Origin of the sequence: Micromonospora sp. NPDC049047, assembly GCF_040649135.1 — a bacterium.
In the GTDB taxonomy this organism is placed as follows: Bacteria; Actinomycetota; Actinomycetes; order Mycobacteriales; family Micromonosporaceae; genus Micromonospora.
In genome coordinates this window covers 80,309-103,519 of record NZ_JBEZEY010000028.1, presented here as the reverse complement: position 1 = coordinate 103,519, position 23,211 = coordinate 80,309, and the positions used below count along the sequence as shown (strand labels likewise).

Here is a 23,211-nt window from a genome sequence, read left to right as displayed (position 1 = left end):
GTTCCCGATCTTCGACAGCCGCGACGATGCCCTCGTTCAGCTGTCCGGGCGGACGCGGTCAGGTTCTCCGGTCTCCGCGGCCGTGACAACCGCCCGTTCCTGGTAGCAGCCCTCAGCGGTGCGCTTGCCGGTGAGATCGACATGGGCTCGGCGCGGCCGTGGAGAGCCCAACAGCGGATTCCGCACCGCCGGACAACCAAGGAGTGCCGTGTCCATGTACTGGCCATCACCAGGCGAGAGCTGGTTCGCCGACGACTCGGACCAGCCCCAACCGGACCGCGAGGATCTGCGGATCGAAGCCCTGGTCGCCCAACGCCTGAGCGGCGATCAGGCCACCCGGCAGCAGCAGATCAGTGTCGCCGTACAGAATCGGGTCGTCATTCTGCTGGGCCTGGTGAACGACACGAACGCGCGGCGGGTCGCCGGCGAGCTCGCCTGGGACGTGCCTGGTGTCTTCGACGTCTGCAACACGCTGCGGCTCATGGGGCAGCGGCGCGGCCGTCGGTAAGGCTGCGGCTTCTCGCCCGGTCACCCCGGCGGGCCTGGGCAGAAGCTGAGGAGGGCAGGGCGGGACGGCAGGTTGGACATTCGTGGAGATCGATGTACCGTGGGAACGCTCCCAGATTGCCACCTCCACCCACCTGCTTGAGGAGCCCACCATGTCGCGACGGCGTTACCGCCCGGCCACCTTTCTGGCCGGGCTGATCGTTCTGGCCCTGTCCGTGTCGCTCATGCCACCGTCGTCGGTGGCCAGCACCGCCGCGGCAGGCCCATCGCACACCCGCGCTGCGCCACTCACCGAGTTGACCGTGAGATCCGAACAGGTGGCGTACGGCCTACAGCGTCCCATCGCGCTCACCGGGCTGCCGGACGGCCGGATGCTGATCGCGGAGAAGAACGGCACCGTCCGCTCCTACCACCCCGACACCGGATTGGCGGCCGCTCCGGTGCTCGACCTGAGCGCCCGGGTCGACACCTCGGACAACGAGCGTGGCCTGCTCGGCATCACTCCCGCGCCGAACTTCGCGCGGACCGGGATCCTCTACGTGGCCTACACCAGCCTACCGGCCGGCGCGTTGACCCTGGCGCGAGTGCCCCTCGGCGCGCCCGACCGGCTACAGGTGCTGCTCACCCAGGAGCACGCCGAATTCGGCAACCACAACGGCGGACAGGTCGCCTTCGGCCGTGACGGCTACCTCTACTGGTCCACCGGCGACGGCGGCAACGCGAACGACCCCTTCAAGAGCGGCCAGAACCTCGGCACCCTGCTCGGCAAGATCGTGCGGATCGACGTCAACCGCAGCTGCGGGGGCAAGCCCTACTGCGTACCCTTCGACAACCCCTTCGTCCGCACCGCTGGCGCACGGCCGGAGATCTGGGTCTACGGGCTGCGCAACCCGTGGAAGTTCTCCATCGACCCGGTCGACAACTCGCTGTGGATCGGCGATGTCGGCCAGGGCCTGATCGAGGAGATCAACCACATCCGCCCGGCGCAGCGCGGCGCGAACCTGGGTTGGTCCTGCAAGGAGGGCACGCCCATCTTCGACCAGACCCAGTGCCGGCCCGGCGTACGCCTCACCGACCCGGTCGTCGAGTACGAGCACTACCTGACGGAGAACTGCTCCATCATCGGCGGCCTGGTGTACCGGGGGTCCGTCACCCCGGAGGCACGGGGCACCTACATCGCCAGCGACTACTGCTCGACCCGCGCGTTCGCGGTACGCCCCACGTCCACGGGCGGCTACGAGTCCGCTGAGATCGGCACCTTCCCCACCCAACCGACGGCGTTCGGCGCCGACGTGAACGGCGAACTGTACGTGCTCAGTGACCTGCCGGGGTGGCTGAGCCGCGTACGGTTCGAGCGGGTCCCGCCAGCCACCGGCGGCGGGGCGGCAAACCGCTGAGCCTCGCCCACCCGCACCACCTCCGGGGACGGTCGCGTCGAGCGGCCGTCCCCGGCTCGCGCCGATGCGGACCCCTGAGCAGGCGACGCCGCTCGGGGGTGCGGTAGGGCTTACCCCACCGGCGAGCTTCCCGCTCACTGGCTGTCCCCCGGACAGGCCGCTTCCTAGGGTCACAGGAGAGCCATCGAAACATCACTCCTGTCCGTGCCGGAGGTGGTCACATGCATCTCTCCACCGATGACCCGCCCGTCGGGAATCGAGCGTCCGGGACGCTCGCCCGGATCGTCGACGTCGACGCCTTACGCGCCGTGGCGCTGCTCCTCATCCTGGTCGTCAACATCGCCTTCTTCGCCTCCGGCTACACCTTCCAACTGGTTCCGGATCCCGCGCACGACTCGTGGAGCGACCAGGCGGTCCGGTGGCTGGTCGAGCTGTTCCTCGCGATGAAGGCGTACCTGCTCTTCTCCTTTCTGTTCGGCTACAGCTTCACGCTCCAGCTCGATTCCGCCGCGCGGCGCGGCGTCGACTTCGCCCCACGGTTCCGACGACGGCTGGCCGGGCTCTTCGTACTCGGCATCCTGCACGCGGTGTTGCTGTTCCAGGGCGACATCCTGACCACGTACGCACTGCTCGGCCTGATCCTGCTCGCCATGCGGCGAGTCGGCGTCGGGACCGCGCTGCGCACTGCCGTACTGGTCACTGGTGGGATCGGCTTCGTCCTCGCGCTCGCCGCCGTCGGCGGGACCCAGCTGGTCACCGATCCGGCGACGGCACTCGCGGCGGGGCAGCGGTCCACCGAGGCCCTACAGGGCGGGCTCGGCTCCGTGATCACCGAGCACGTACGCCAACTGCCGGCGATGGTCGGCGCACTGCTCGTGCAGGGGCCGCTCGCCCTCTCGGCCTTCCTCTTCGGCTACGCGGCCGGACGGCGGCGGCTGCTCACCAACGTCGACGCGAACCGGCAGTTCCTGCGCCGGGTGCAACAGGTGGGCTATCCGGTCGGCCTGGCCGGTGCGGTGGTCTTCGCATCGGGCGGCGGGACCGCCAACCTGACCGGGCTGACGGCTGGCGTGCTCACCGCGCCGCTGCTCGCTGCCGCGTACGCCGCCACTCTGCTGCAGTTCTTCCAGACCGACCGGGGTCGCCGGGTTGCCGCAGTGCTCGCACCGGCCGGACGGATGTCCCTGTCGAACTACCTGGGTCAGTCGCTGCTCTGCGTGCTGGTGTTCACCGGCGTCGGGTTGGGCCTCGCCGGTGCCGTCGCGCCCCCGGTCGTCGTCCTCATCGCTGTCGCGATCTACTGTGTGCAGCTCGCCGCGAGCGCGGCGTGGATGGCCCGGTTCCGGTACGGGCCGATGGAGTGGCTGCTGCGGGCCTGGACCGAACAGCGGTGGCCACGGCTGCGGGCCGGGGTCCGGACGGGTCGCGAGTAGGGCGCTCACCGCTGCCAGTTGTAGGGCGTCGTCGTCGACACCTTGGTCAGACCGTAGCGTTCAAGGATCGGGCGCGAGTACTCGGTCGAGTCGCTGTTGATGAGCGTCTTGCCCATGGCGAGGGCTGAGCGGGCCCGCGCCGCGGTCAACGCGCGGTAGATCCCACGGCCGCGCCACTGCGCACGGGTCGCGCCGCCCCAGATCCCGGCGAAGTCGGTCCCGTGCACCGGCTCCAGCCGGCCGGCGCTGACGATCCGTCCATCCGCCTCCGCGACCCACAGTTCCATTCCGTCATCGCGGGCCAGGCGGCGCAGGAGGGCGTTCGCCATGTCATCGCTCACCGGGTCGTCAAAGGCTTCGTCCTGCATCGCACTCATCGCGCGGACGTCCGCCTCGTCGCTGACCCGACGTAGTGTCACGCCGTCGGGAAGCGGAACGTCGACGGCTAGCAGCCGCGCCTCACCAACCATGATCGACTCAGGCTCGTCCGCGGTGAACCCGTTCTCCAGCAACGCCTCGTGCAACCCCGGCGCATGGTCGTGCCCACGCGCCTTCCACTTGACCCGCTCGATCTCCGGGTCTGCCTGGTAGTGCGCGAGCGCCGCCGGGACGAGCCGACGAATCGTGTCGGCGTCCGCCCCGCCGAGATCGCGGTAGGTGACAAACCCGCGGCCACCCGCGAAGGTCACCAGACGCAGTGGCCCGTGTCGGGTGACGGAGACCGCGCTCGGCGTCTCGGCGTCGGTCCGAAGCTGCTCGTCGTAGGCCGCGAGCAGCCGAGCCGAATTGATCATGCCCGTACGCTGCGACAGCAGGGCCGGAGACGCAACTGGTTTTCAAATCAACCATCGGGTACGTCCAGCAGGCCGCTGTCCTACCGGCCGAGGCCCAACGCCCTCGGAGCGGCGCACACGGTGTCTGTCGGCGACCGGCCGCCCCACTCGTGCCGTTCAGCCTCGCACCTGCGTTCGTGGCTGGGCGTCGCGACGACGCTCGGAGCCGAGCACGAACGCATCGCCCAGGACATCGCCACCACCGACGCGTTCTTCCGGGTCGAAGGTTTCCGATGTCCGCTGCCCGGCCAGTTCGACAGTGCCCGCAAGAAGGGCCTGCCACCGGTGCCACCACTTGTGCGAACACTGCTCTATGCCGAGCTGACCACCGGGGTGCTGCTCGGCGTACAGGACGGGGCGCGGATCGACGGTGATCTGATCTTCGACCTGGCGCAGCAGGACGAGTCCTTCCCGGGCATGCGGGGCACTGTGGTGTGCCGGGCCGGCGAGCCGGTGGTCCGCGACGCCACCGCCATCGTGGCGTCGCTCTTCCAGGGCCCGGACCGACGCACCCAGATCGAGCCCGGGACCACGCGACCGATCTTCTACGCCTTCGGTGTGCCCGGCCTGAGCGAGGGACGGTTCGACTCGGCCATCGCCGCGGTCCGCGCGCTCTTCCCGGCCGGCAGCGCCGGAACCCACGGCTGAGAGGGCAGCACGACGTCGTCACCGCTCCTGCTCGTGATCTGTCCGATGGGCCTCGACGGCCCCGATCGTCCCGACCACGAGCCCGACTCCGAGCGGCGCGGCTGCCGACCGGGGGTCAGTCCTCGTCGTCCTTCTTCTTGTCGCGGTCCATGGCCAGGTCGAGCGCGAGGACGCTGCCGATGATCAGCAGCGGGTCGACGCCGGCGCTGACCTGCACGGCGTAGGTGTCCCGGATCGTCAGCCACCGCTTGGAGACCGTGGCCACCTCGGTGCCGTCGCGTTCGATGACGTACTCGTGGTTGAGCAGGTCACCCTTCATGTCCAGGTCGTCGGGCCCCGGCACGTCGATCGTGAACTTGTCGCGGAACGGCGTGAGCAGCTTCTTGCGGACCTCTGCGGCCTTCTCACCGCCGATCCGGATCTCGTACGTGGGACGCAGCGCCACCAGGTGCCGGTGCAGCGTGGCAACCTCATGCCCGGCGGCGTCCTCGATGACGACCTTGTTGCGGACGCTGAGCACCTTGCCGTCGACGTGGAAGACCTTGGTGCCGTGCTCGTCGAGCACGTCGAAGTCGTCGCCGATTGAGAAGAATCGCTCCCTGATGACAAACATGATTCGATTCTCCCCCACCGCGCGCCGACCCGCCGGCTGTGCTGAGGCGGCTTCGGCCGGTGCGCCACGACGTCACCCTGGTGGTCCACTGTATGGCCGTCGGTGAGCCCCGTTGACCTCCGCGGTCTGCCTGGCCACGATCATCTGTACCACCTCGTACGCCGGCAGGCCGCACCGAAGCGCCTGCCCGTCAGCCCGGCATGCGACGCTCAACCTCCGCGACCAACGGGCCACGCCGCGTGGCCCCCGGACACCACAGCCGTAGCCGCACAATTACCGACGTGACCGCACGACACCCCCGACCCCACACCCCTTGTGCCCGGAGGAACGTAGACATATGGACCACGCAGCCCAGCTCATCCAGGAGCGGAGCGCCCCGCCGGCCACGCTGGTGATCTTCGGTGCCTCCGGTGACCTGACCCGGCGTAAGCTGCTGCCCGCAATCGAGAGCCTGGCTCGGCACGAGCGGCTCCCGGACCAGTTCGCGGTGGTCGGCGTCGCGCGCACGCCGATGACCGACGAGCAGTTCGCCGAGAGCGCCCTCGGCGAACGCACCCTCGCCAGCAAGCGCCAACTGCAGGGCGGTGTGCGGTACGTGGCCGGCGGCTACGACGACCCGGAGACCTACCATCGGCTCGAGAAGACCCTCGACGAGCTGGACGCGCAGCGGGGTACGTCCGGCAACCGGCTCTTCTACCTGTCCACCCCGGCCGGGGCCTTCGAGCCGGTGATCAACGGGCTGGCCGGTGTCGGGCTCAACCAGCCACGCGAAGGTTCCTTCTCCCGCCTGGTCATCGAGAAGCCGTACGGGCGCGACCTGGTCACGGCCCGTGGGCTCGACAGCGTCGTGCACAGCGCGTTCGACGAGCACCAGGTCTTTCGGATCGATCACTATCTGGGCAAGGACACCGTCCAGAACGTGTTGGCGCTGCGCTTCGCGAACTCGATCTTCCAGCCGATCTGGGATCGCTCCTGGGTCGACCACGTGCAGATCACCGTCGCCGAGACCCTCGGCGTCGGCAGCCGCGGCGGATTCTACGAGGACGCCGGTGCGATGCGGGACATCGTGCAGAACCACGTGCTCCAGGTCCTCGCGCTGGCGCTGATGGAGCCACCGGCCTCGTTCGAGGCTGAGGGCCTGCGCAACGAGAAGGTGAAGCTGCTGCAGGCGATCAGGCTCCCCACCGACCGGGACATCGCCGAGGCCGCGGTCCGGGGGCAGTACACCCGGGGCGGCACCCGCGAGGAGCTGATGGCCGGCTACCGCGAGGAGGTCGGCGTCGACCCCCTGTCGCGGACCGAGACGTACGCCGCCATGCGGCTCAACGTGGACAACTGGCGCTGGGCCGGGGTGCCGTTCTACGTACGCACCGGCAAGCGCCTGCCAGCGCGGCTCACCGAGGTGGCGCTGCAGTTCCAGCGGCCGCCGCACCTGCCGATCCCGACCGACCAGCTCACCGGCCTCGATGCCGACGCGCTGATCCTGCGGATCCAGCCAAACGAGGGCATCTCGCTGCGATTCGGTGCCAAAGTGCCGGGCCACTCCTTCCGGGTCCGCACCGCCACGATGGAGTTCTCCTACGACCAGACGTTCGTCGAGGAGTCCCCGGAGGCGTACGAGCGTCTGCTCCTGGACGCGCTGATCGGTGACGCGTCGCTGTTCATCCGCAGTGACGAGGTGCAGCAGTGCTGGCGGATCGTCGACCCGATCATCGACCACTGGGGGAAGGACCACTCGCCGATCCCCACCTACGAGGCCGCCTCCTGGGGCCCGACCGACGCCGACCGGCTCATCGGCCGGCACGGCCGCAAGTGGCGCAACTCCGCGTGACCCGGTCGCAAGAAGCGCGACCACGCAGCTGGGCCCCGGTCACTCGCTCTCACCAGCGACGCGCAGCGCGGTCCTGCCGGTGCGCCGGTCATCAATGTCGATGGCCGGCCCGTCCGGGGGCGTCCGCGCGCATGGCAGAATCCCCTTCCGTGCAGGACAGACCTGTGGGCCTGGACGAGAGCGAACTGGTCGCGGCGCTGCGCGACGGGTGGACTGTCGACGCCGGTTCCCTGGCATACCTCCCGTTAGGTTTCGGCAGCTACCACTGGTCGGTGACCGACCGGTGCGCGGCGGTGTGGTTCGTCAAGGTGGACGATCTCGGCTTCGCGGAGGCGGGCCGGGACGCGGAATTCGACAGGCTGCGGCGCTCCTTCGAGACCGCGCTGGCCCTGCACCGCGAGGCCGGGCTCGACTTCATCCTGGCCCCGGTCCCGGCCGGAAACGAAGCGCCGTTGCGGCGACTCTCGTCGCGTTACGCCCTGTCGGTGTTCTCGATGGTCGACGGCACGGCCGGAGAGTTCGGCCCGTACCCACGCGACACCGTCGTCGAGATGGCGGGCCTGCTGGGGCAGCTGCACCGGGCCACCGCCGTCGTGGCGCACCTCGCTCCCCGAGCCGACCTGCGGCTGCCGGGACGGGACGGGCTGAACGCCGCGCTTGCCGATCTGGAACGGCCGTGGACCGCCGGTCCGTACGCCGAGTCGGCCCGCAAGCTGTTGGCTGTGCACGAGGAGCGGGTCCGGGCCTGGCTCGATGACTTCGACCGGCTCGTCGACGAGGTACGCGAAAGCGGCACCGAGTGGGTGATCACGCATGGCGAGCCGCATCCCGGCAACGTGATGCGTACCGCTGCGGGCACCCGGATGATCGACTGGGCGACCGTGCAGATCGCCCCGCTGGAGCGGGACCTGTGGATGCTCACCGACGCGTTCGGCAGCATGCTCGGTGCGGACACGATCGGCGCTGACGACGAGGTGCTGGCCCACTACACGCGGGTAAGCGGTCGGACCGTGACGCCGGCTGGCCTGGCCCTCTACCGACGGTGGTGGCCGCTCGCCGACGTCGCCGCCTTCGTCGTTGACCTGCGCCGGCCGCACGACGACGGGGAGGACACCGCCGCGGCGCTGGAGTACCTGGCCCTCAACCTCGGAGCCGCGCCGGCCTGATGACAGGGTGCTGCCCGGTTCGGGTCAGTCCTCGCGTCGGGGTGCGGGGTGCCGCTGAGCGGATGCCGCGACGAGAGGCGTGGGCGTAAGGTGCGGCCGATGACTGGTGATGCGTGGTTGGATGGGTCTCCGTCTCCGTCGCCCCTGCTACGAGGGCTGGCGAGGAACCCGGCAGCGCCGGTCGACGTGCTGCTGCGGCTGCTGGATTCGTGGCCGGAGCAGGTGTGCGATGGGCTACTACATCGCCGTGAGCTGCCGCCACCGGTGCGGGATGCGATGCTGCACCACCCCTCGCCCAGGATCCGCGGAGCGCTGGCCGCCCACCCGCAGGTCGACCCGCTGGCGCGTACCACGCTGCTGGCCGACCCGGAATGGCGGGTGCGGATGCGCGCGTTCGGCCGACCCGGCCAGGAACCGCTGCCTGACGACGTGCTGGTCAGGTTGTTGACCGAGCTCGACGGTCCGCCCTCCGACATACCGTTCAGCCGAGAGGAATTGATCGGCGAGTTGTTCGCAGCGACAAGGTATGACCAGCGTCTGTTCCGGCTGGCCGCCGCGCACCCCCGACCGGGTGTACGCCGGTTCGCGGCCGGTTCCTCGTACTGGCTGGACGAGCGGTCGCGCCAGGCGCTGCTGGAGGATGAGGTGCCCGACGTACGGGCGGCCGCCGTGGCGTCCCTCGCGCGCCAGCAGCAGGTGATGGAGCCGGCCGATCTGCCGGACCAGCACAGTCACGCATTCTGGTACGTGCTGCAGCGTCCACTGTCCCGGGCGCTGGTCGATCACGTGCTCGCCAGCGGCGACACGGATGCGCTGCGGGTAATGGGCGAGAACCCGGGCGTCCCGCCGGACGTGGTCGAGACGCTGCTGCGCCACCCCGACCCGTCGGTCCGGCAAGGAGTCACCTGTCGCGTCGACCTGACCGACGACCAGCTCGTCAGGCTCGCCACCGACCCGGCGGTCGAGGTCCGCACCGCGGTCTCCACTCATCCCGGCCTCACCGAGCAGCAGCGGGCGGGCATCGACATCGACGTGACCACCGTGCCGGGCGATGGCCACTTCGGCTCCGTGGACGTCCGCTGCCGTTGGGTCCCGTATCCCAACGATGCCGCGCCGGACATCACCGATGCGCTGCGGTGGGCCCGTTCGGCCAATCCGCTGCTGCGCCGACGAGCGGCCCGCCACGCCGGGTTGCCGGCGGACATCGTCACTGTCCTCGCCGACGACTCCGACCTGGGCGTACGGGTCCTGCTCGCCCAGCACCACCCGGCTGCGCCGCCGGCGTTGCTGCTGCGCTGCTACCTGGAGTACCACTGCTGCGGCCGGGACCGGCTCAGCGAGCTGCCACAGTTCCCCACCGAAGGACTGGCCCGCTTCGCCGACAACCCGGACCCGGCGATACGACGGCTCGTCGCCCTCGACCCACACGCCGACCCCGACCTCGTCGACCGACTCAGCACCGACGCGGACGCCACAGTGCGAGAGGCGATGGCAAGCAGCCCACGCCTTCCGGCACCGCGGGTCACCGCGCTTTTCGACGATCCCGAACTGGCCGAGGCCGCCGCGGCAAACCCGGCCCTGACTGTCGATCACATCCAACAGATCCTGGACCGCAGCGCCCCCGGCTGACACCGGACCACCGGGATGGCGGCGCTGACCGCGAACACTGGCGCATGCCGCCGCTCGCGCGCGCTCTCCGCCGGGGTAGGCGCCGCTGTCCGCAACAGCCGCGTCTGAGCGCTCACGCTTGTCAGCTCTGCTGGTAGTTCACTGCGGCGAACCCGCACGGCTGGTGCAGGTGCAGGTAGTAGGCGCCCTCACCGTAGTCGTCCAGGTCGGCGCCGCCGATCAGACCCACGTAGTCCATCGGCTGGCCGCAGCCGGGGCAGTCGGCGTGCTCGGCGTCCTGGATCCAGTCGGGCCGACCGCCCAATGTCGAGCCGTCCTGATTCCACGCGCTGGCCTGATAGGGACTCTGCCGCGCCTCATCGGCAACTGGCACCAGCGTCGGCGGATCCTCCGCCTCGGCGGACCCGAGGTAGTCCGGGCGAATGTTGCCAGTCCACCAAGCGGTGCCGCCGGCGGGTGTGACCTGGCTGTACAGCGTCGTGTAGCAGGCGCAGAAGTGGCACGTCTCGATCACCAGCCGACCAGACCAGCCCGTGTGCCTCAGCGCCGCGCGGACCGAGGGGTCCGCGGTGTCGAGGTCCGCGGCGGGCGTTCCCGGGCGGCGGTGCGCATGGCCCAACGGATCGCACTGCCGGCAGCCGGAGGTCGGTGAGCGATGCCGGATTGAAGTTAGACGTCTACGGTCCAGGGTTTCCCGACGCTGGCGCGAGCCGCGCTGCCGCCGGGCGGTAGGTCAAGAACGTCGACCAGGCTCGGGTCCTCGTCGACGGCATGGTGCAGGTGCCCCACTTTGCCGTTGCTGCCGCTCGCGTCGGTGGCTCCGGTCAACTGCCAAACTCCGTCGTCCGCGTCGTGGCTGACGAACAGCACAGGCTCACGGCGTTCAAAGACTTCAGGGGTCTGAAGACAGACGGTGCCAAGAAGCCAGTGCCGCATCCACCAGGCTCGCCGATCGCGCTGCATGACGTGGTCGGTGACCCACCAAACGAACGGCAGGTCCTCGTGGGCACGCGACTGGTCTGCGGTCAGATCCGGGCCGCCCTGCGGGACCTGCTCAAACGGCGCGTCGATGAGCGAGAACGCGTGACTGCCCGCGTTGGCGAAGATGACGGCGTGGAAGGTGCCACCCCCAGGGTTGCCGGCACCAATCCCGACGGACAGCCGGGCGACGTGCGGGTCCGAGCCGGTGGACCAGCCGAACGCGTACGAGGCCAACTCACCGCGCGGCCCCACGAACTCACCAAACGCTCGCCGGTCCATGCCGCTGACATCCGCCGTCGGCACCTCCACGAGCGCACCCTCCAACACCTCAATTTCCACGCCGGCAACATACCTGACCGGGAACATCGCCCCGCAGACCCAAACCACCACCACCCAGGCAACCGTGGCGTCGCCGACGTTCACGAGGAGCACAGTGGATCCAATAGAGGCCGTTTGGGCTCGGAATGGCATTGATTGACATAGGTCCGGACTCGTGGGGAGGTGAGCTATTTGCTTGCGCATTTGCAGCGGCCATCCGGTCTGCCCTCTCTGGCGCGATCGACGGCTGTCCGGTTTCAGCATCACGCGCAACGTTCGAATGGATCAGTTGTAATCTTCGTCCCTCCCCCACGCAGCGACTCCACGGAGATGACAGATGGAACCGGTGACGATGGTGGTGGCTGCCATGGCAGCCGGTGTGTCGGCGGGGCTGACAGAGACGACGTCCGGGGCCATTGTCGACGCGTACCGGTACCTCCGTGACGCCCTGCGCCACCGTTCCGAGACACAAAACTGGGACCCGGACGCACTGAGCGCCTACGAGGCCGACCCCCAGGCGAACGAACAGCGTCTGATCCGGCTCGTCGAAGCCACCGACAGCGGACAAGACGATGTGGTTCTTGCCGCCGCGGCACGTGTGCTCCGCCTTGCCGAGCCCGGTGGCACCGTCACCGGGAAATACGTCGTGGACCTCCGCGGTGCCCAGGGTGTGATCGCTGGCGACCGAGGCATCCAGCACAACAACTTTGGGCTGCCGGGGTAAACCGCCTCATGATGCAGCACGACAGCGTCGACGAAGACGACGAAGGCAACCAGCGCGAGCCGCTCGTGGACGCGCGGAACGCAAGCGGCGTCATGTTCGGTCACAGCGGCACGATGATCAACCATTACGGCAGTGAGCCCGGTCTTACCGCCGCCGCACTCGCTGACCTGCGCCCACGTGCGGCCGCAACCCGGATCATGGCCCTGTCGCGCGACCGGGCGCTGGTGCTGCTCACAGCCATGCCCGACACCGCAACCGCGCCGATACTCCAGGCACTGTTCGGGATCAACGAAGACCTGACAATCGCTCTGCTGACAGAACTCAGCACGGACCGGGCTGCTGGGCTCATCGCGCTGGCCCAACTCGCCGACCTTGCGGACCTTCCCGAGGCATCGGAAGCCATGGCGCACTGCCAGGATCGGTGGCGTGAGGTCTTCGATGCGCAACCGCAGGCTATCCAGCGGTGCGGCCCGGCACACGGACGCGGCCACGGCGGATTCAACCAACGGTTTGACCACGGCGCGATCTGCTGGAGTGCCGCCACCGGAGCGCAACCGACGACCTGGGCCATCGCGGCACACCACGACAGCCTTGGCGGGTGCGCTGGTCGGCTCGGCTTCCCACTCGCGCCGCCAGAAAAGGCGGGGCCATCCCCATCGGGCACCTGCGGCACCGTGCAGCGATTCGAGGGTTCCCGCGACTGCGGCGATGGCACCCGTGCCGTGCCGGGCGCGACCACCGGCGCCGCAATCTACTGGTCCTCCCAGCATGGCGCGCACGCCGTCTGGGGCGGAATCGGCGAGTTCTACGAGCAGCGGCGCGGACCCGCGGGAGTGCTGGGCTTTCCGACCACCGACGAAATGGCTGTCGGCCCCTCCCGCTCAGGGGCCGGTGACCGGGGCTGGCGGCAACGTTTCGAAGGCGGGACGGTGTACTTCACCCCCGGGGCCGGTGCTTTCCGCCTCCCAGCGAAAATCGCGGACTACCACGACGGTAAGCACGACGTGTCCGGAGTGCTGGGCTTCCCCCGCAGCCCAGCGACACAGGCCGCGAACTCGCCGCAGGGCACGTCGGGGCGCTTCCAGCGCTTCGAGGGCGCATGGGACTACCCGCCGGACGTGGCTGACCGGCTTTTGGGCCTCGAACACGGCGGCGGAGCGACCGTCTACTGGTCCCGAGAGCACGGAACACACACGGTGCGCGCTGGCAACGGACTCTGCTACGAACAGCTCGGGGGCACGGCCAGCTGGCTCGGGTTCCCGGTGTCCGACGAACAGGTTGTCGGGAGTACCTGGGGCGGCCGGGGGACTGCGCAGGCGTTTCAGGGTGGCATCATCTTCTACACGGATGCGCACGGGTCGCTACCAGTGTCTGACCCGGTTCTTCAGGCAATAGCAGCGTCAATCCCACCCGAGGTGGCGTTGTCGCGGGCGCACCTGATCGTCGACGCCATCGGGTTCCCCGTCTCCGCAGAGCAGTTGGTCGGCCCGAGCCGGGTTCAACTCTTTCAGCGAGGCGTGGTGACCATTGGGGACGACCACATCGAGGTGTGGCGTAAGTAGAGCACCACACGTGCGGCGGTCCCGGACCGCGACCCGTCACATCGACGACGCCCACGCGCCACGGGTGATCTCCGCAAGCTCCGACGATTTCCGTCATCCGGCAGCCGGAAGTTTCCTCGCCACCGTGACGACCGAGCTGGTTACACCCGCGCCTGGCCCACGGCCCGAGCTGGCAGTTCCGGGATGTCGGTCCGCGAGCACGTCGGCCGGGTATCGGCCTCGAATGCGACGAGTAGGGTCACCCCGTGAACCTCCCGGCAGCAGTCCAGGAACTTTGCTACCACTTCCTCTCGCTGGCGCCGAGGGGGCTGATGACCGGCCTCTACCTCACTGGTGGCATCGGGTTCGGGGAGTGGATCGAGGGGAAGTCGGACGTAGACTTCGTCGCCACCCTCACCCACCGGCCAACCGACGGCGAGCTGGAGCAACTGCGGCAGGCACACGCGCAGATGGCGGCGTACTCCCCTATCGATTTCGATGGAATGCACGTCCTCGTCTCCGATCTGGCGTCCGATCCGAGGAACCTGCCATCGGTGCCCGTGATGCTGCACCGCGACTTCCGACTCGGGCAGTTGGACCCCGTCGTCGCCTGGCACGAGTTGGCCCGGCACGGCGTCACGGTCGCCGGCCCGCAGCTGTCGACCCTCGACATCTGGACCGACACGCATGTCCTGAAGCGTTACACCGTCGACAATCTCGACACCTACTGGCGCGCCATCAGTGACCAGCTCGCCGTCTCTTCCGCCGACGAGCCGGGGGCAGAACTTGACTATGCCTGCTGCTGGTGCGTCCTCGGGGTCGCCCGCCTGCATCACCTGATCGTCACCGGGAGGATGACAACCAAGTCAGGCGCCGCCCATTGGGGCCTCGACTACTACGACCCGCGCTGGCACCGGGTCCTTCGGGAAGCACTGCGCCTGCGTGAAGGTGGACGACCCGAGTATGACAACCAGGCATCCCGACTCCAGGACACGACGGATTTCACGGTGTACGTCGTGGAGGCCGGCACGGGCCGCCCGATCACGCCTTCGGCGGATTGACGACGAGAGGTACGGCCAGCAGGACCACCCCGGTCGAGCGGTGCGCTCATTGAACGTCGCTCCGGTCGCCGAATCGTCGTGACCCACCCACCTCGGCACGAGTGGTCGCCGCCCGGCTGACGACAGAAAGCACCATGGCTGACATCTTCGGATTCGGCGAAGCAGCCATCGGCCAGACAGCCCTGGTCAACGCGCTGGCGTCAGCTCAGAGGCCCGACCTTGCGGTTGCCCAGGGCGGAGGTGAGTCGCACCGGGACCACCGACTCCTTGGCGATTGCTGCGCACTCCTTGCCGGCCGCCTCGGGCAGCATTCCGACGCGAATCCGGACGCCCACCGCAGTTTCACTCTCTGTCACTTCCGGCTCGGCGCCGTAACAGTCGGCGGGACCGGCAGTCACGGTGACCTCAAGGGTTCGATCGTCGACACGGCGCCAATCGCGCCACTGAACCACCTGCGCGTCGATCAGGCCGCTCCGGGTTGGCAACGCTCCCGGCCGTGTCGGTCCGGTCGGCGCTCGGACGCCTGACGTGTCGCTGCCGGGCTCGGCTGCGGAGTCGCAGGCGCTCAGTGTGGCCACCACGGCCAGCAGCCCGGCAGCCAGTGGAAGTCGTGGCCGCACCCTCATCGGTTCAACTTACCAATCAGCGCCAGCGGCGTTCACCGTGTCGACGACAGCCTGGCCGATGTACGGCCACTGTTCACCATGGACCCATTCGAGCGGACCGGGCCGAGTCTGCTGTCGATCGTCGTAGCGCCAGGTCCACGGACCGACAGCTGCGAGCACTGCCCGGCACCCCGCCCTTCATCCAGCGTCAGACTCCGGGGCTCGGCGCTCATCGGCCCATTAACCGTTCCCACCCGATCGACCGGGGCTGATAGCGTGCGCCGAACACAAAGATCATGGGGGAACATCGATGAACCGTACTCGACTCGTCCTGACTGGCTTGGCCGTTGCGGCGGCGATCGCAATGTCCGGCTGCGATCCGCAGCCCAAACCTACGGACACCGCGGCCTCGCCGACCCCGGCGGCCTCCAGCGCCGCCCCGGCCACCACCGCGGCCAGCACCGCAGCCAGCAGCGCCGCCAACGACGCGGCCACGGTGAAGGCCTGCGCCGACATCAAGAAGGACATCAAGGACAACGCGACTAAGATCGCCAAGGCCGAGAAGATCGGCCCGCCGGCCGGGCACTTCGCGGTCAGTGCACAGTGGGCCGCCGGGTCGGTAGCGATCCTGGCGCACTCGATGAGCGCCAACGAGGCAGTCAGCGCCGCCTCCGAAAAGATCCAGAACGAGATGATGGCCCTGAGCGACGCGTACAACGAGTCCGCCGACGCCAAGCCCAGCAAGAAGACCCTGGAAGCCGCCATCAAGGAACTGGACACCGCCTGCTCGGCCGCCTGACCGGTTCGACAACGCAATCGGCGGTGACCCTCCCCTGGACGGTCACCGCCGATTCGCATGTCTGTGCGGCCCGGATCAGTGGCCTCTGAGCAACCAGTGATCAGCTATGTGCACGCCAGCAGGCCGGCCTCCGCCCGGAAGCATTCGGTCAACTTCGGCCCCATGTTTAGCCCTCAGCAGTGGATCCGTTCGACCGCGACAGCTCACCGTGACCGGCGGTCGTACCCAGCCAGGCATCGCCCATCGCACCGCCGAGGAGCCGCTGGCGCTCGCAGTGACAGCGCCACTCGTCCGGCTCGACGGTGCGGTGCCGCATTTCGATCACCGCCCGGCCCGGCTCAATGCACCGCTCACCCCCAATTCGCGGAGAACTTGACACAGCATGTAGCCACGTGTTGACTTGCGACTATGGGCCCGGGAAGACAGAAAAGCGGAAGCCCCTCCGCCCGATCGAATGTGACTGACCGTCCGAATGTCGTCACGTGGTGGTACTACGCGATATCCGGCGTGGTCGCGGGCGTTGCAATCGTGGCAGTCGGTCTTCTGCCCCAGCGGATCGTCGGCTTCTTTCTCCTCCCCGCAGCAATGGTTGTGGGAACGGCTAGCCGCATCGCGGCTAAAACCCGGGGAACTCGCCTGTCCATTCCAGCCAGCGCTGCCGGTGTCGGTTATCTGGTAGCTCTGGCGGTGGCCATGATCGGGTCCTTGATCGTTGCATGGACCGTGGTGCGTCCTGACGGTCCTTCCTGGCTCGCCTGGATGCTTGCTGCTGTCGTGTTTGTGGTCGTACTCAGCGGGAGATGGGTGGCGAAGCCGAGGCGTGCGACATAGGAGGCTGCGGCTGCCACCCGGCCTGCGGGGTCATCCACGAGGGCCAGCACCGACGTGTCCTTGGAGACAACCGCGTCGGCGTCGGACGAGACAGCGGCCACGCGCCGACGTACCATCCCGTTATGGGACTGGCTGGAGCGTCAATCGTGCTGGCAGTGGCCGCCGTGGTGGCGGTGGCGATGGTTGTGGCCGGGGCTGTGAGCCGGCACCGTCGCCGACGCCGCTGACCTCCCGCTCCACAGTGGCGAGAGGCGGACGAGTGTCGCCTCGGGCACTCCTGCTCGCACTGACTTTCGCCTGAGCCGCGCTATCATCCGACGATGACCATCATGCTGATTGCAGGAGTGTTTTCCGTGGTGGCGGGCGCATTGCTGGCGTGGCGACCTATTGGAATGGCCCGCCTGGTCGGTCACTTTGGCCTGGTCAAATACGACCCGGCAAGGACCTCGGAATATCGGCTCACCGGAATCGTGATGGCCGCGATCGGGCTCGTGCTGACCGCTGTGGCTCTGCTCCTCTGAGGTGACGACCACGCCCAAGCCGGCCGTAACCCTGCACGGGCCGCACCGATAGCGGCGCCCGGCCGGTCGGCGGTCAGGCCCGACCGGCGTCCGGTCGCGTCGCGGCAGATGGGTACAACGGTGCTAGAACCCCAAGCACCGGTAACGCGACCGCCATCGACGATGGCAACCTGCCCCTGGTAACCCCAGACCAAGGCATGGGAATGCTCGAATCGGCAGGCGCGTCCGCGACTCAATCGATGGCATGGCTACCCGCGGTCGTCAACGACCTCGTGGCGTCCATCGTAACCGTGTCGGTGAACAACTGGCTCCAAAATCGCCGAGTAAAGCAGGCTTGGCGGCGCTCGCAACAGAGGTGGCTGCTTGACCACCGGCTTCAGCACTACGTCGACATTCTGGAATATGTCACCAGCCTGCGTCGCGTCCTGAGAGAGCGGGCTGGAGAAAACTGAGAGCGCCAGTAATGCCATCGCCGCAAGCCGGGACCTCAACCTACGCATTCGCCTGCTGTCCTCTGGCCGCGTTCGAGACAGTTGGAAGCAGCTTTTGGATCTCATCGACACGTGGCGATGGGACGACATTGACATGTCTGCCTGCTCGGGACTCGCCTCGGCACCTGCCTCGTGCACCAGTGCGAGCCACGGGAGCGCCTTCCTCTGAATCCGCTGCACCCATCGGGATGGTCTTTTAGGCTGCGTGGGCGGGGCGCTCGGTTCGACGAGGGCGTCGCGGTGGCGCTGTACGGCTGCTCGGGGCGGTCCGCTCGGCGGCCTGGCTCTACCACCATCTCAGTCGGCACGGGAGCTGCCACGACGGCGCGTGACGCCCCCCGGTGTGTTCGCCGTCCGCGACCGAGCCCGGCTACCGGTGAGGTGCACCGATGACCCACAGCGAACAGCAGCGCCCGGAGATCGTCGTCGGGCTGGTGGCGACCCCGCCGGACCAGCCCGCCCGGGTGGTCGCGCGGCTCAGCGCCGAGTTGGCCGGACGGCTCGCCGAGCGCCTGGGCGCGGATGTGCGGTGGACCGTCCGGGAAGGCTGGGGGGAGGTAGCACCGCGCCGGGACGGTGGAGTTGAGGCACTGCTCGACGATGTCGCGCGACGACGCAGTGGCGACCAGTGGGACATCGCCATCTGCCTGACCGACCTGCCGCTGCACGCCGAGCGGGTGCCGCTGGTCGCGCAGACCTCCGCCCGGCGCCACGTCGCGGTGGTGTCCCTGCCCGCGCTGGGCCTACACCAGCTGCGAGCAGCCCGCGCGGCCGTTCCGGATCTGGTAAGCCGACTGCTGACCGACGCCTCCGACCAGCGGGTGCCACCGGCCGAGATGACACGTCGGATTCCCGCCGTCCGCCGAGTGGTCGGCGAGGCCGACACCGGCGAGCGGCGCTACGTCGCCTCGGGGCTGATCGGCCGGGTGCGGCTGTTGACCGGCATGGTCCGGGCCAACCGCCCTGGCCGCGCTCTGCTGGGGCTGTCCAAGTTGCTGGTCGGTGCGTTCGGCGCTGCCGCATTTGCGCTCACCACGGACACCATCTGGCAGATGGGTGATGCGCTCGGCGGATTCCGGCTCACCGTGATCATGCTGCTTGGGTTGACGGCGTTGGTGGCCTGGCTGATCGTCGCGCACGACCTGTGGGAGAGACCAACCCGCGAGACACCGGCCGAGCTGGCACGGCTTTTCAACCTGGGTACGATCCTCACCCTCACGCTGGCCACGGCGCTGTCCTACGTGGTGCTGTTCGCTGGAACGGTGCTCGTCGGGGCATTGCTGATCGACACATCCGTGCTGGAACAGACCTTGCAGCGACCGGTGAACCTCACCGACTACCTGACGCTCGCCTGGATCACCAGCTCGCTGGCCACCGTGGGTGGCGCGATCGGCTCCGGGTTGGAGAACGAGGAGGCGGTCCGGGCTGCCGCGTACGGCTACCATCCCGAGCCAGGCGGCTGGCGAGACGAGCAGGACGGGCAGCCCCACAGCGGTAGGTGACCGGAACGGCCTCCGGCCCTACAACATCTCCAGCGGTTGCGGGCCGGACGGCGGAGGGAACGCCGTGTCGAGTGCCGCCACGTCCTCCTCGGCCAGCTGCACGTCGCGCGCTTCCGCGTTCTCCCGGGTGTGTTCTGGCCTGGACGATCGAGGGATGGCCGCGACCGTCTCCTGGCGCAGCAGCCAGGCCAGCGCGACCTGAGCGGCAGTGGCCCCGTGCCGGGCGGCGACCTCCTCGACCTGGGGGTGGCCGAGCAGCCGCCCCTGCTCGATCGGCGAGTACGCCATTACCGGAATGTGATGCTCGCGTAGCCACGGCAGGAGGTCGTACTCGGGACCGCGGCGCGTGAGGTTGTACAGGATCTGATTCGTCGCGCAGGCGCTTCCGCCCGCATCGAGAAGATCGGTCATGTCCGAGAGGTCGAAGTTGCTCACACCCCACTGCCCGATGTCGCCAGCGTCAACGAGTTCGGTGAACGCCTCGATCGTCTCCGCGAGTGGATGCGTGCCGCGCCAGTGCAGCAGGTAGAGGTCGATGTGGTCGACGCCGAGTCGTTGGAGGCTGCGGCGGCAGGCCTCTACGGTTCCCCGTCGGCTGGCGTTGGACGGCAGCACCTTGTCGACCAGAAAGACGTCGGCGCGTCGTCCGACGATCGCCTCGCCAACGAGTTCCTCGGAAGCGCCGTCACCGTACATCTCCGCAGTGTCGATCATGGTCATGCCCAGGTCGAGTCCGGTGCGCAAGGCGGCGAGCTCGTCCCGCCGCCTCGTGGAGTGCTCGCCGAGGTACCAGGTCCCCTGACCGAGCACGGGCATGGTCTGGCCGGACGGCATCTCGATCGCTTCGCTGGCGAGGGTCATGTCAACCTTTCCCGGGTAGCGGTGGGTTGGCTGTGTTACCCGCCGCCACAGGCAGCACACCCGCGGAGCGGGGCCTTCTCCGCACCGGCGCTGACTGTGCCGCATCAGACCGGTCCTGAGCCCGTGGCGGCGGCCGTTCCGCCGCCCAAAAGGCTGCCGCTCCCGCCGAGCAGCGGCTGTGAGACTGGCCCGAAGCGACAGTCAGCCCGGTGCCCAACAGCCGGCTGGCCTCCGGCGACTGGCGCACGGTGTACGGGCGTACGGCAGGTGTGCGCCCGACGACCTCGTCGCTTGGCTGGCCGTACCGGTGCTGGTGATCGGCCCCGTGACGTCGTGCTGAGCAACGGGACAGGGATCGCCTGCAGCGCATCGAACGCGGGGAGATCGATCCGACCCGGGTCCAAAAGCAAGCAGGGCCGCTGCGAGAAGGGTCGTCCTCAAACCTTGACCACCGCCCGCATCCGGCCACCGCGGTCCGCCCGGTGGCCGGATACGGCGTATCCGGAGGTAGCGACCTGCGGGCACCGCGCATTCGCAGCCGAACTGCCCAACTGTTTGCCGCAGACGACCCTGGGAAGGCGCACTCGGTGAGCGGACCGGAGACGAACCTGGGCAGCCGGTCGGACACCAGCCGTGCCGTGGCGTTCAGCGATGCGATCTTCGCCATCATCATCACGCTGCTGGTTCTGGACCTCCGGGTGCCGGACGTACCGCCTGGACGCCTCCTGTCCGGCTTGCTGGCCCAGTGGCCATCGTACGTCGCCTATCTCGCGTCCTACTCGTACGTGGCCGTCGTCTGGCTCAACCACAAGGCGGCGTTCAACCGCATTCAGCAGGTCGATCGCGGCCTGCACTGGATGAACCTCCTCGTACTGTTCAGCACGGCGCTGCTGCCGTTTCCGACAATCGTCGTGTCGCACGCGCTGCAGGAACACAACAACACCGACCAGCGCGTGGCCATCGCCTTCTACGCGCTCATCGGCGCGTTGCTGTGCGCGACGTGGCTGGCGTTCTACCACTACCTGGCCCGGAACCCCGACCTGCTGAAGGACCAGGCCAAGGACGGCTTCTTTCCGGTCGAGCGGGTCCGGGCCATCGCCGGGGTCGTCCTGTACGTCCTCGCGGGATTGATCGGCTACCTGCTGGCGCCGCTGGTCGGCCTGGCCATCTTTCTCCTCCTACCCATCTTCTACGCCATCACCAGCGCCGGCCTGTACCAGCTGCGGGTGGCCCATCGGATCACCCATCACCCTCCCCCACCACGCTGAGGGCGGCGCACCACCGTTTCACCCGAGCCGGGGCGGGTACCCGCCGCAATCCGCGTTCGAGGGGGGATCCGAGGTGAACTACAGCGAGTTCATTGAGTCTGTGGCAGCACGACCCGAGGTTCCGCCGGAGCAGGCCGAACCGATCGCCCGCGCCACGCTCGAGATCATGGCAAAACGGATCACTGGTGGCCAGGCAAGGGACCTCGCCGTCCAACTCCCCGAGGAACTACGAGGCCAGGTTGCCAGGCCCACCGAAGATCCGGAACGGTTCGGGCTCACCGAATTCCTCGAGCGGGTGCAGTCTCGGGCAGGGGTGGATCGCCAGGTGGCCACCGACGGAGCGCGAGCCGTACTGGATACCCTCCGTGAGGCTGTCAGCGCAAAGGAGTACGGGGACTTCGTCGACCAATTGCCGCAGGAGTTCTGGCAGCTGACCGGGCCAGGGTCGGGACAGCTCCAGCCCCGCCGGATCGGCACCTAGGCCACGCCCGGGCCGAGGGATTCGCGGATCCGACACCGTCGAGTTGGTCGAGAAGACGCAGGCGGCCCGGACTCGCGCGTTCACTGCTGATACTGACTGCGGGTGCGGGGCAGCCACTGCGGATGACTGTCGCGCAGGTAGGCGACGAGTCCCTCGCGCAGGTCGCAGCGCAGGTCCCAGGCACTCGCGCCGTCGGCGGCCGAGGCCTGCACCTGGATGACCACCGTCTGCGGGGTGGAGTCGACCATCTGGAGCACCCACTGGCCGCGATCCCACAGCGGTGACGACTCGACCAGCCGTCGCGCCTCCCGGCGCAGGTCGTCCAGGTCGGCGGTGTGGTCGACGTGGATCTGGATCTTGCCGATCACCCGGGACTCGTTCCGGGTCCAGTTCTGGAACGGCCGCTCGGTGAAGTACGTCGTCGGCAGGATGAGCATCCGCTCGTCCCAGAGCCGGATCACCACATTGGTCAGCTTCACCTCCTCGACCCGACCCCACTCACCGTCCACCACCAGCACGTCGCCGACATGCAGACCATCAGCGAAAGCGACCTGCACACCGGCGAACGCATTGCCCAGCGCGGTACGGGCCGACAGACCGATCAACGCCCCGACCACCCCCGCCGACGTCAACACGGAGACGCCGAAGAGACGTACCGGCCGAAAGGTGATGAGGATCAGGCCGATCGCGACGATCGTGACCACGGCGACGGTGAGCCGCCGCACGGGACGGATCTGCGTCCGAGCCCGCCGGACTCGCCGGTTGGCCACCGCGTCACCCGGCAGCCGACTGAACGCGACCGCCTCGGCGACGTGCAACGCCCTGATCACCAACCAAGCCCCGGACAGAACCAGTGCCACCAGGACGCCGTGCCGCAGATGACGCTGCCAACCAGCCGGACCCAACGGCAGGGCGTAGTACAGCACCCCGACCAGCAGGACCATCGCCGCCGGACGGCGGCAGGCATGCCGCAGCGGCTCCAGCAACCACTGGTAACGGCCACGGGCCACGCGGCGGACCAGCATTCCAGAGATCAGGTCCACGACCACCGCCGCCGCCAGCGCGGCTACTACGACCAACGCGGTACGCATCAGAGGCCGCTCACCGTAACCCCGATGTCAGCTTCCCCCAGCTCGCTGTCCCGTCCACGTGCTCAGGGTGCCACCCCCT

Annotated in this window: 22 protein-coding genes; 15 read left to right on the top strand and 7 right to left on the bottom strand. The window is 68.6% G+C overall.

From position 1 onward, the window contains the following. The first annotated feature begins 214 nt into the window (after positions 1–214). From AB0B86_RS30330 to AB0B86_RS30320, 3 genes are all read left to right on the top strand, one after another. Positions 215–508: a BON domain-containing protein gene (locus AB0B86_RS30330; protein WP_357402417.1), complete on the top strand. Its 294-nt coding sequence runs from the start codon at positions 215–217 to the stop codon at positions 506–508. An 82-nt stretch (positions 509–590) separates the two neighbouring features. Continuing rightward, positions 591–1,904, top strand: coding sequence for a PQQ-dependent sugar dehydrogenase (locus tag AB0B86_RS30325; protein ID WP_357402359.1), 1,314 nt, complete (start codon positions 591–593; stop codon positions 1,902–1,904). 221 nt (positions 1,905–2,125) lie between these two features. Then, positions 2,126–3,337 (top strand): DUF418 domain-containing protein, encoded by a 1,212-nt coding sequence (locus tag AB0B86_RS30320; RefSeq protein WP_357402361.1) that lies wholly within the window; start codon positions 2,126–2,128, stop codon positions 3,335–3,337. A gap of 5 nt (positions 3,338–3,342) precedes the next feature. Here the strand turns inward: AB0B86_RS30320 and AB0B86_RS30315 are convergent, their stop codons facing one another. Next, positions 3,343–4,131 (bottom strand): GNAT family N-acetyltransferase, encoded by a 789-nt coding sequence (locus tag AB0B86_RS30315; protein ID WP_357402363.1) that lies wholly within the window; start codon positions 4,129–4,131, stop codon positions 3,343–3,345. A gap of 120 nt (positions 4,132–4,251) precedes the next feature. Between AB0B86_RS30315 and AB0B86_RS30310 the strand changes: the two genes are divergently transcribed. Then, positions 4,252–4,818 (top strand): hypothetical protein, encoded by a 567-nt coding sequence (locus AB0B86_RS30310; RefSeq protein ID WP_357402365.1) that lies wholly within the window; start codon positions 4,252–4,254, stop codon positions 4,816–4,818. Positions 4,819–4,933: 115 nt separating this feature from the next. Here AB0B86_RS30310 and AB0B86_RS30305 read toward each other — a convergent pair whose 3' ends face one another. Next, positions 4,934–5,431, bottom strand: a complete 498-nt coding sequence (locus AB0B86_RS30305) for an LURP-one-related family protein (RefSeq protein WP_357402367.1) — start codon at positions 5,429–5,431, stop codon at positions 4,934–4,936. Between the two features lie 337 nt (positions 5,432–5,768). Between AB0B86_RS30305 and zwf the strand changes: the two genes are divergently transcribed. The 3 genes from zwf (at position 5,769) to AB0B86_RS30290 (ending at position 10,057) form a co-directional block, all read left to right on the top strand. Further along, a complete protein-coding gene (gene zwf / locus AB0B86_RS30300) occupies positions 5,769–7,262 on the top strand; it encodes a glucose-6-phosphate dehydrogenase (protein WP_357402369.1) in 1,494 nt (497 codons plus the stop codon). Positions 7,263–7,492: 230 nt separating this feature from the next. Beyond that, positions 7,493–8,428 carry an aminoglycoside phosphotransferase family protein gene (locus tag AB0B86_RS30295; protein WP_357402419.1) on the top strand — a complete coding sequence of 312 codons (936 nt, stop codon included), beginning with the start codon at positions 7,493–7,495 and terminating at the stop codon, positions 8,426–8,428. 99 nt (positions 8,429–8,527) lie between these two features. Continuing rightward, positions 8,528–10,057, top strand: coding sequence for a hypothetical protein (locus AB0B86_RS30290; protein ID WP_357420274.1), 1,530 nt, complete (start codon positions 8,528–8,530; stop codon positions 10,055–10,057). Between the two features lie 121 nt (positions 10,058–10,178). Here AB0B86_RS30290 and AB0B86_RS30285 read toward each other — a convergent pair whose 3' ends face one another. Together AB0B86_RS30285 and AB0B86_RS30280 are read right to left on the bottom strand one after the other, a co-directional pair. Beyond that, entirely contained in the window at positions 10,179–10,571 is a 393-nt protein-coding gene (locus tag AB0B86_RS30285; RefSeq protein ID WP_357402373.1) for a hypothetical protein, read from the bottom strand. Between the two features lie 155 nt (positions 10,572–10,726). After that, on the bottom strand, positions 10,727–11,461 hold the full coding sequence (locus AB0B86_RS30280; protein WP_357402375.1) for a hypothetical protein: 735 nt from the start codon (positions 11,459–11,461) through the stop codon (positions 10,727–10,729). A 232-nt stretch (positions 11,462–11,693) separates the two neighbouring features. Here AB0B86_RS30280 and AB0B86_RS30275 point away from each other — a divergent pair, with 232 nt between their 5' ends. The 3 genes from AB0B86_RS30275 (at position 11,694) to AB0B86_RS30265 (ending at position 14,682) form a co-directional block, all read left to right on the top strand. After that, complete coding sequence (locus tag AB0B86_RS30275; protein ID WP_357402377.1) at positions 11,694–12,080, top strand: hypothetical protein; 387 nt, start codon at positions 11,694–11,696, stop codon at positions 12,078–12,080. Between the two features lie 8 nt (positions 12,081–12,088). Beyond that, the gene (locus tag AB0B86_RS30270; RefSeq protein WP_357402379.1) at positions 12,089–13,642 is read left to right on the top strand and encodes a hypothetical protein; all 1,554 of its coding nucleotides are present in this window, start codon (positions 12,089–12,091) and stop codon (positions 13,640–13,642) included. 245 nt (positions 13,643–13,887) lie between these two features. Further along, on the top strand, positions 13,888–14,682 hold the full coding sequence (locus tag AB0B86_RS30265; protein WP_357420273.1) for an aminoglycoside adenylyltransferase domain-containing protein: 795 nt from the start codon (positions 13,888–13,890) through the stop codon (positions 14,680–14,682). A gap of 200 nt (positions 14,683–14,882) precedes the next feature. Here the strand turns inward: AB0B86_RS30265 and AB0B86_RS30260 are convergent, their stop codons facing one another. Continuing rightward, positions 14,883–15,038, bottom strand: a complete 156-nt coding sequence (locus AB0B86_RS30260; protein ID WP_357420272.1) for a hypothetical protein — start codon at positions 15,036–15,038, stop codon at positions 14,883–14,885. 559 nt (positions 15,039–15,597) lie between these two features. Between AB0B86_RS30260 and AB0B86_RS30255 the strand changes: the two genes are divergently transcribed. The 3 genes from AB0B86_RS30255 (at position 15,598) to AB0B86_RS30245 (ending at position 19,431) form a co-directional block, all read left to right on the top strand. Next, positions 15,598–16,086, top strand: coding sequence for a hypothetical protein (locus AB0B86_RS30255; RefSeq protein WP_357402385.1), 489 nt, complete (start codon positions 15,598–15,600; stop codon positions 16,084–16,086). A gap of 1,151 nt (positions 16,087–17,237) precedes the next feature. Further along, the gene (locus AB0B86_RS30250; protein WP_357412136.1) at positions 17,238–17,438 is read left to right on the top strand and encodes a hypothetical protein; all 201 of its coding nucleotides are present in this window, start codon (positions 17,238–17,240) and stop codon (positions 17,436–17,438) included. A gap of 880 nt (positions 17,439–18,318) precedes the next feature. Then, positions 18,319–19,431 (top strand): hypothetical protein, encoded by a 1,113-nt coding sequence (locus AB0B86_RS30245; RefSeq protein WP_357412135.1) that lies wholly within the window; start codon positions 18,319–18,321, stop codon positions 19,429–19,431. Positions 19,432–19,449: 18 nt separating this feature from the next. On the opposite strand, the gene AB0B86_RS30240 is transcribed toward AB0B86_RS30245, so the two are convergent. Then, positions 19,450–20,292: an aldo/keto reductase gene (locus tag AB0B86_RS30240; RefSeq protein WP_357412134.1), complete on the bottom strand. Its 843-nt coding sequence runs from the start codon at positions 20,290–20,292 to the stop codon at positions 19,450–19,452. Positions 20,293–20,879: 587 nt separating this feature from the next. Here AB0B86_RS30240 and AB0B86_RS30235 point away from each other — a divergent pair. Both AB0B86_RS30235 and AB0B86_RS30230 read left to right on the top strand, forming a co-directional pair. Further along, entirely contained in the window at positions 20,880–21,560 is a 681-nt protein-coding gene (locus tag AB0B86_RS30235; RefSeq protein WP_357420271.1) for a TMEM175 family protein, read from the top strand. A 73-nt stretch (positions 21,561–21,633) separates the two neighbouring features. Further along, positions 21,634–22,041 carry a DUF2267 domain-containing protein gene (locus AB0B86_RS30230; RefSeq protein WP_357412132.1) on the top strand — a complete coding sequence of 136 codons (408 nt, stop codon included), beginning with the start codon at positions 21,634–21,636 and terminating at the stop codon, positions 22,039–22,041. Positions 22,042–22,121: 80 nt separating this feature from the next. Here AB0B86_RS30230 and AB0B86_RS30225 read toward each other — a convergent pair whose 3' ends face one another. Further along, positions 22,122–23,132: a mechanosensitive ion channel domain-containing protein gene (locus AB0B86_RS30225; protein WP_357420270.1), complete on the bottom strand. Its 1,011-nt coding sequence runs from the start codon at positions 23,130–23,132 to the stop codon at positions 22,122–22,124. Positions 23,133–23,211: the final 79 nt, after the last annotated feature.

What these genes read in the sequence shown, in the direction of transcription:
- AB0B86_RS30330 (WP_357402417.1), top strand. Translation starts at nt 215, where the DNA reads ATGTACTGGCCATCACCAGGCGAGAGCTGGTTCGCCGACGACTCGGAC.
- AB0B86_RS30320 (WP_357402361.1), top strand. Translation starts at nt 2,126, where the DNA reads ATGCATCTCTCCACCGATGACCCGCCCGTCGGGAATCGAGCGTCCGGG.
- AB0B86_RS30315 (WP_357402363.1), bottom strand. Translation starts at nt 4,131, where the DNA reads ATGATCAATTCGGCTCGGCTGCTCGCGGCCTACGACGAGCAGCTTCGG.
- AB0B86_RS30305 (WP_357402367.1), bottom strand. Translation starts at nt 5,431, where the DNA reads ATGTTTGTCATCAGGGAGCGATTCTTCTCAATCGGCGACGACTTCGAC.
- zwf (WP_357402369.1), top strand. Translation starts at nt 5,769, where the DNA reads ATGGACCACGCAGCCCAGCTCATCCAGGAGCGGAGCGCCCCGCCGGCC.
- AB0B86_RS30290 (WP_357420274.1), top strand. Translation starts at nt 8,528, where the DNA reads ATGACTGGTGATGCGTGGTTGGATGGGTCTCCGTCTCCGTCGCCCCTG.
- AB0B86_RS30275 (WP_357402377.1), top strand. Translation starts at nt 11,694, where the DNA reads ATGGAACCGGTGACGATGGTGGTGGCTGCCATGGCAGCCGGTGTGTCG.
- AB0B86_RS30270 (WP_357402379.1), top strand. Translation starts at nt 12,089, where the DNA reads ATGATGCAGCACGACAGCGTCGACGAAGACGACGAAGGCAACCAGCGC.
- AB0B86_RS30255 (WP_357402385.1), top strand. Translation starts at nt 15,598, where the DNA reads ATGAACCGTACTCGACTCGTCCTGACTGGCTTGGCCGTTGCGGCGGCG.
- AB0B86_RS30250 (WP_357412136.1), top strand. Translation starts at nt 17,238, where the DNA reads ATGACCATCATGCTGATTGCAGGAGTGTTTTCCGTGGTGGCGGGCGCA.
- AB0B86_RS30245 (WP_357412135.1), top strand. Translation starts at nt 18,319, where the DNA reads ATGACCCACAGCGAACAGCAGCGCCCGGAGATCGTCGTCGGGCTGGTG.
- AB0B86_RS30240 (WP_357412134.1), bottom strand. Translation starts at nt 20,292, where the DNA reads ATGACCCTCGCCAGCGAAGCGATCGAGATGCCGTCCGGCCAGACCATG.
- AB0B86_RS30225 (WP_357420270.1), bottom strand. Translation starts at nt 23,132, where the DNA reads ATGCGTACCGCGTTGGTCGTAGTAGCCGCGCTGGCGGCGGCGGTGGTC.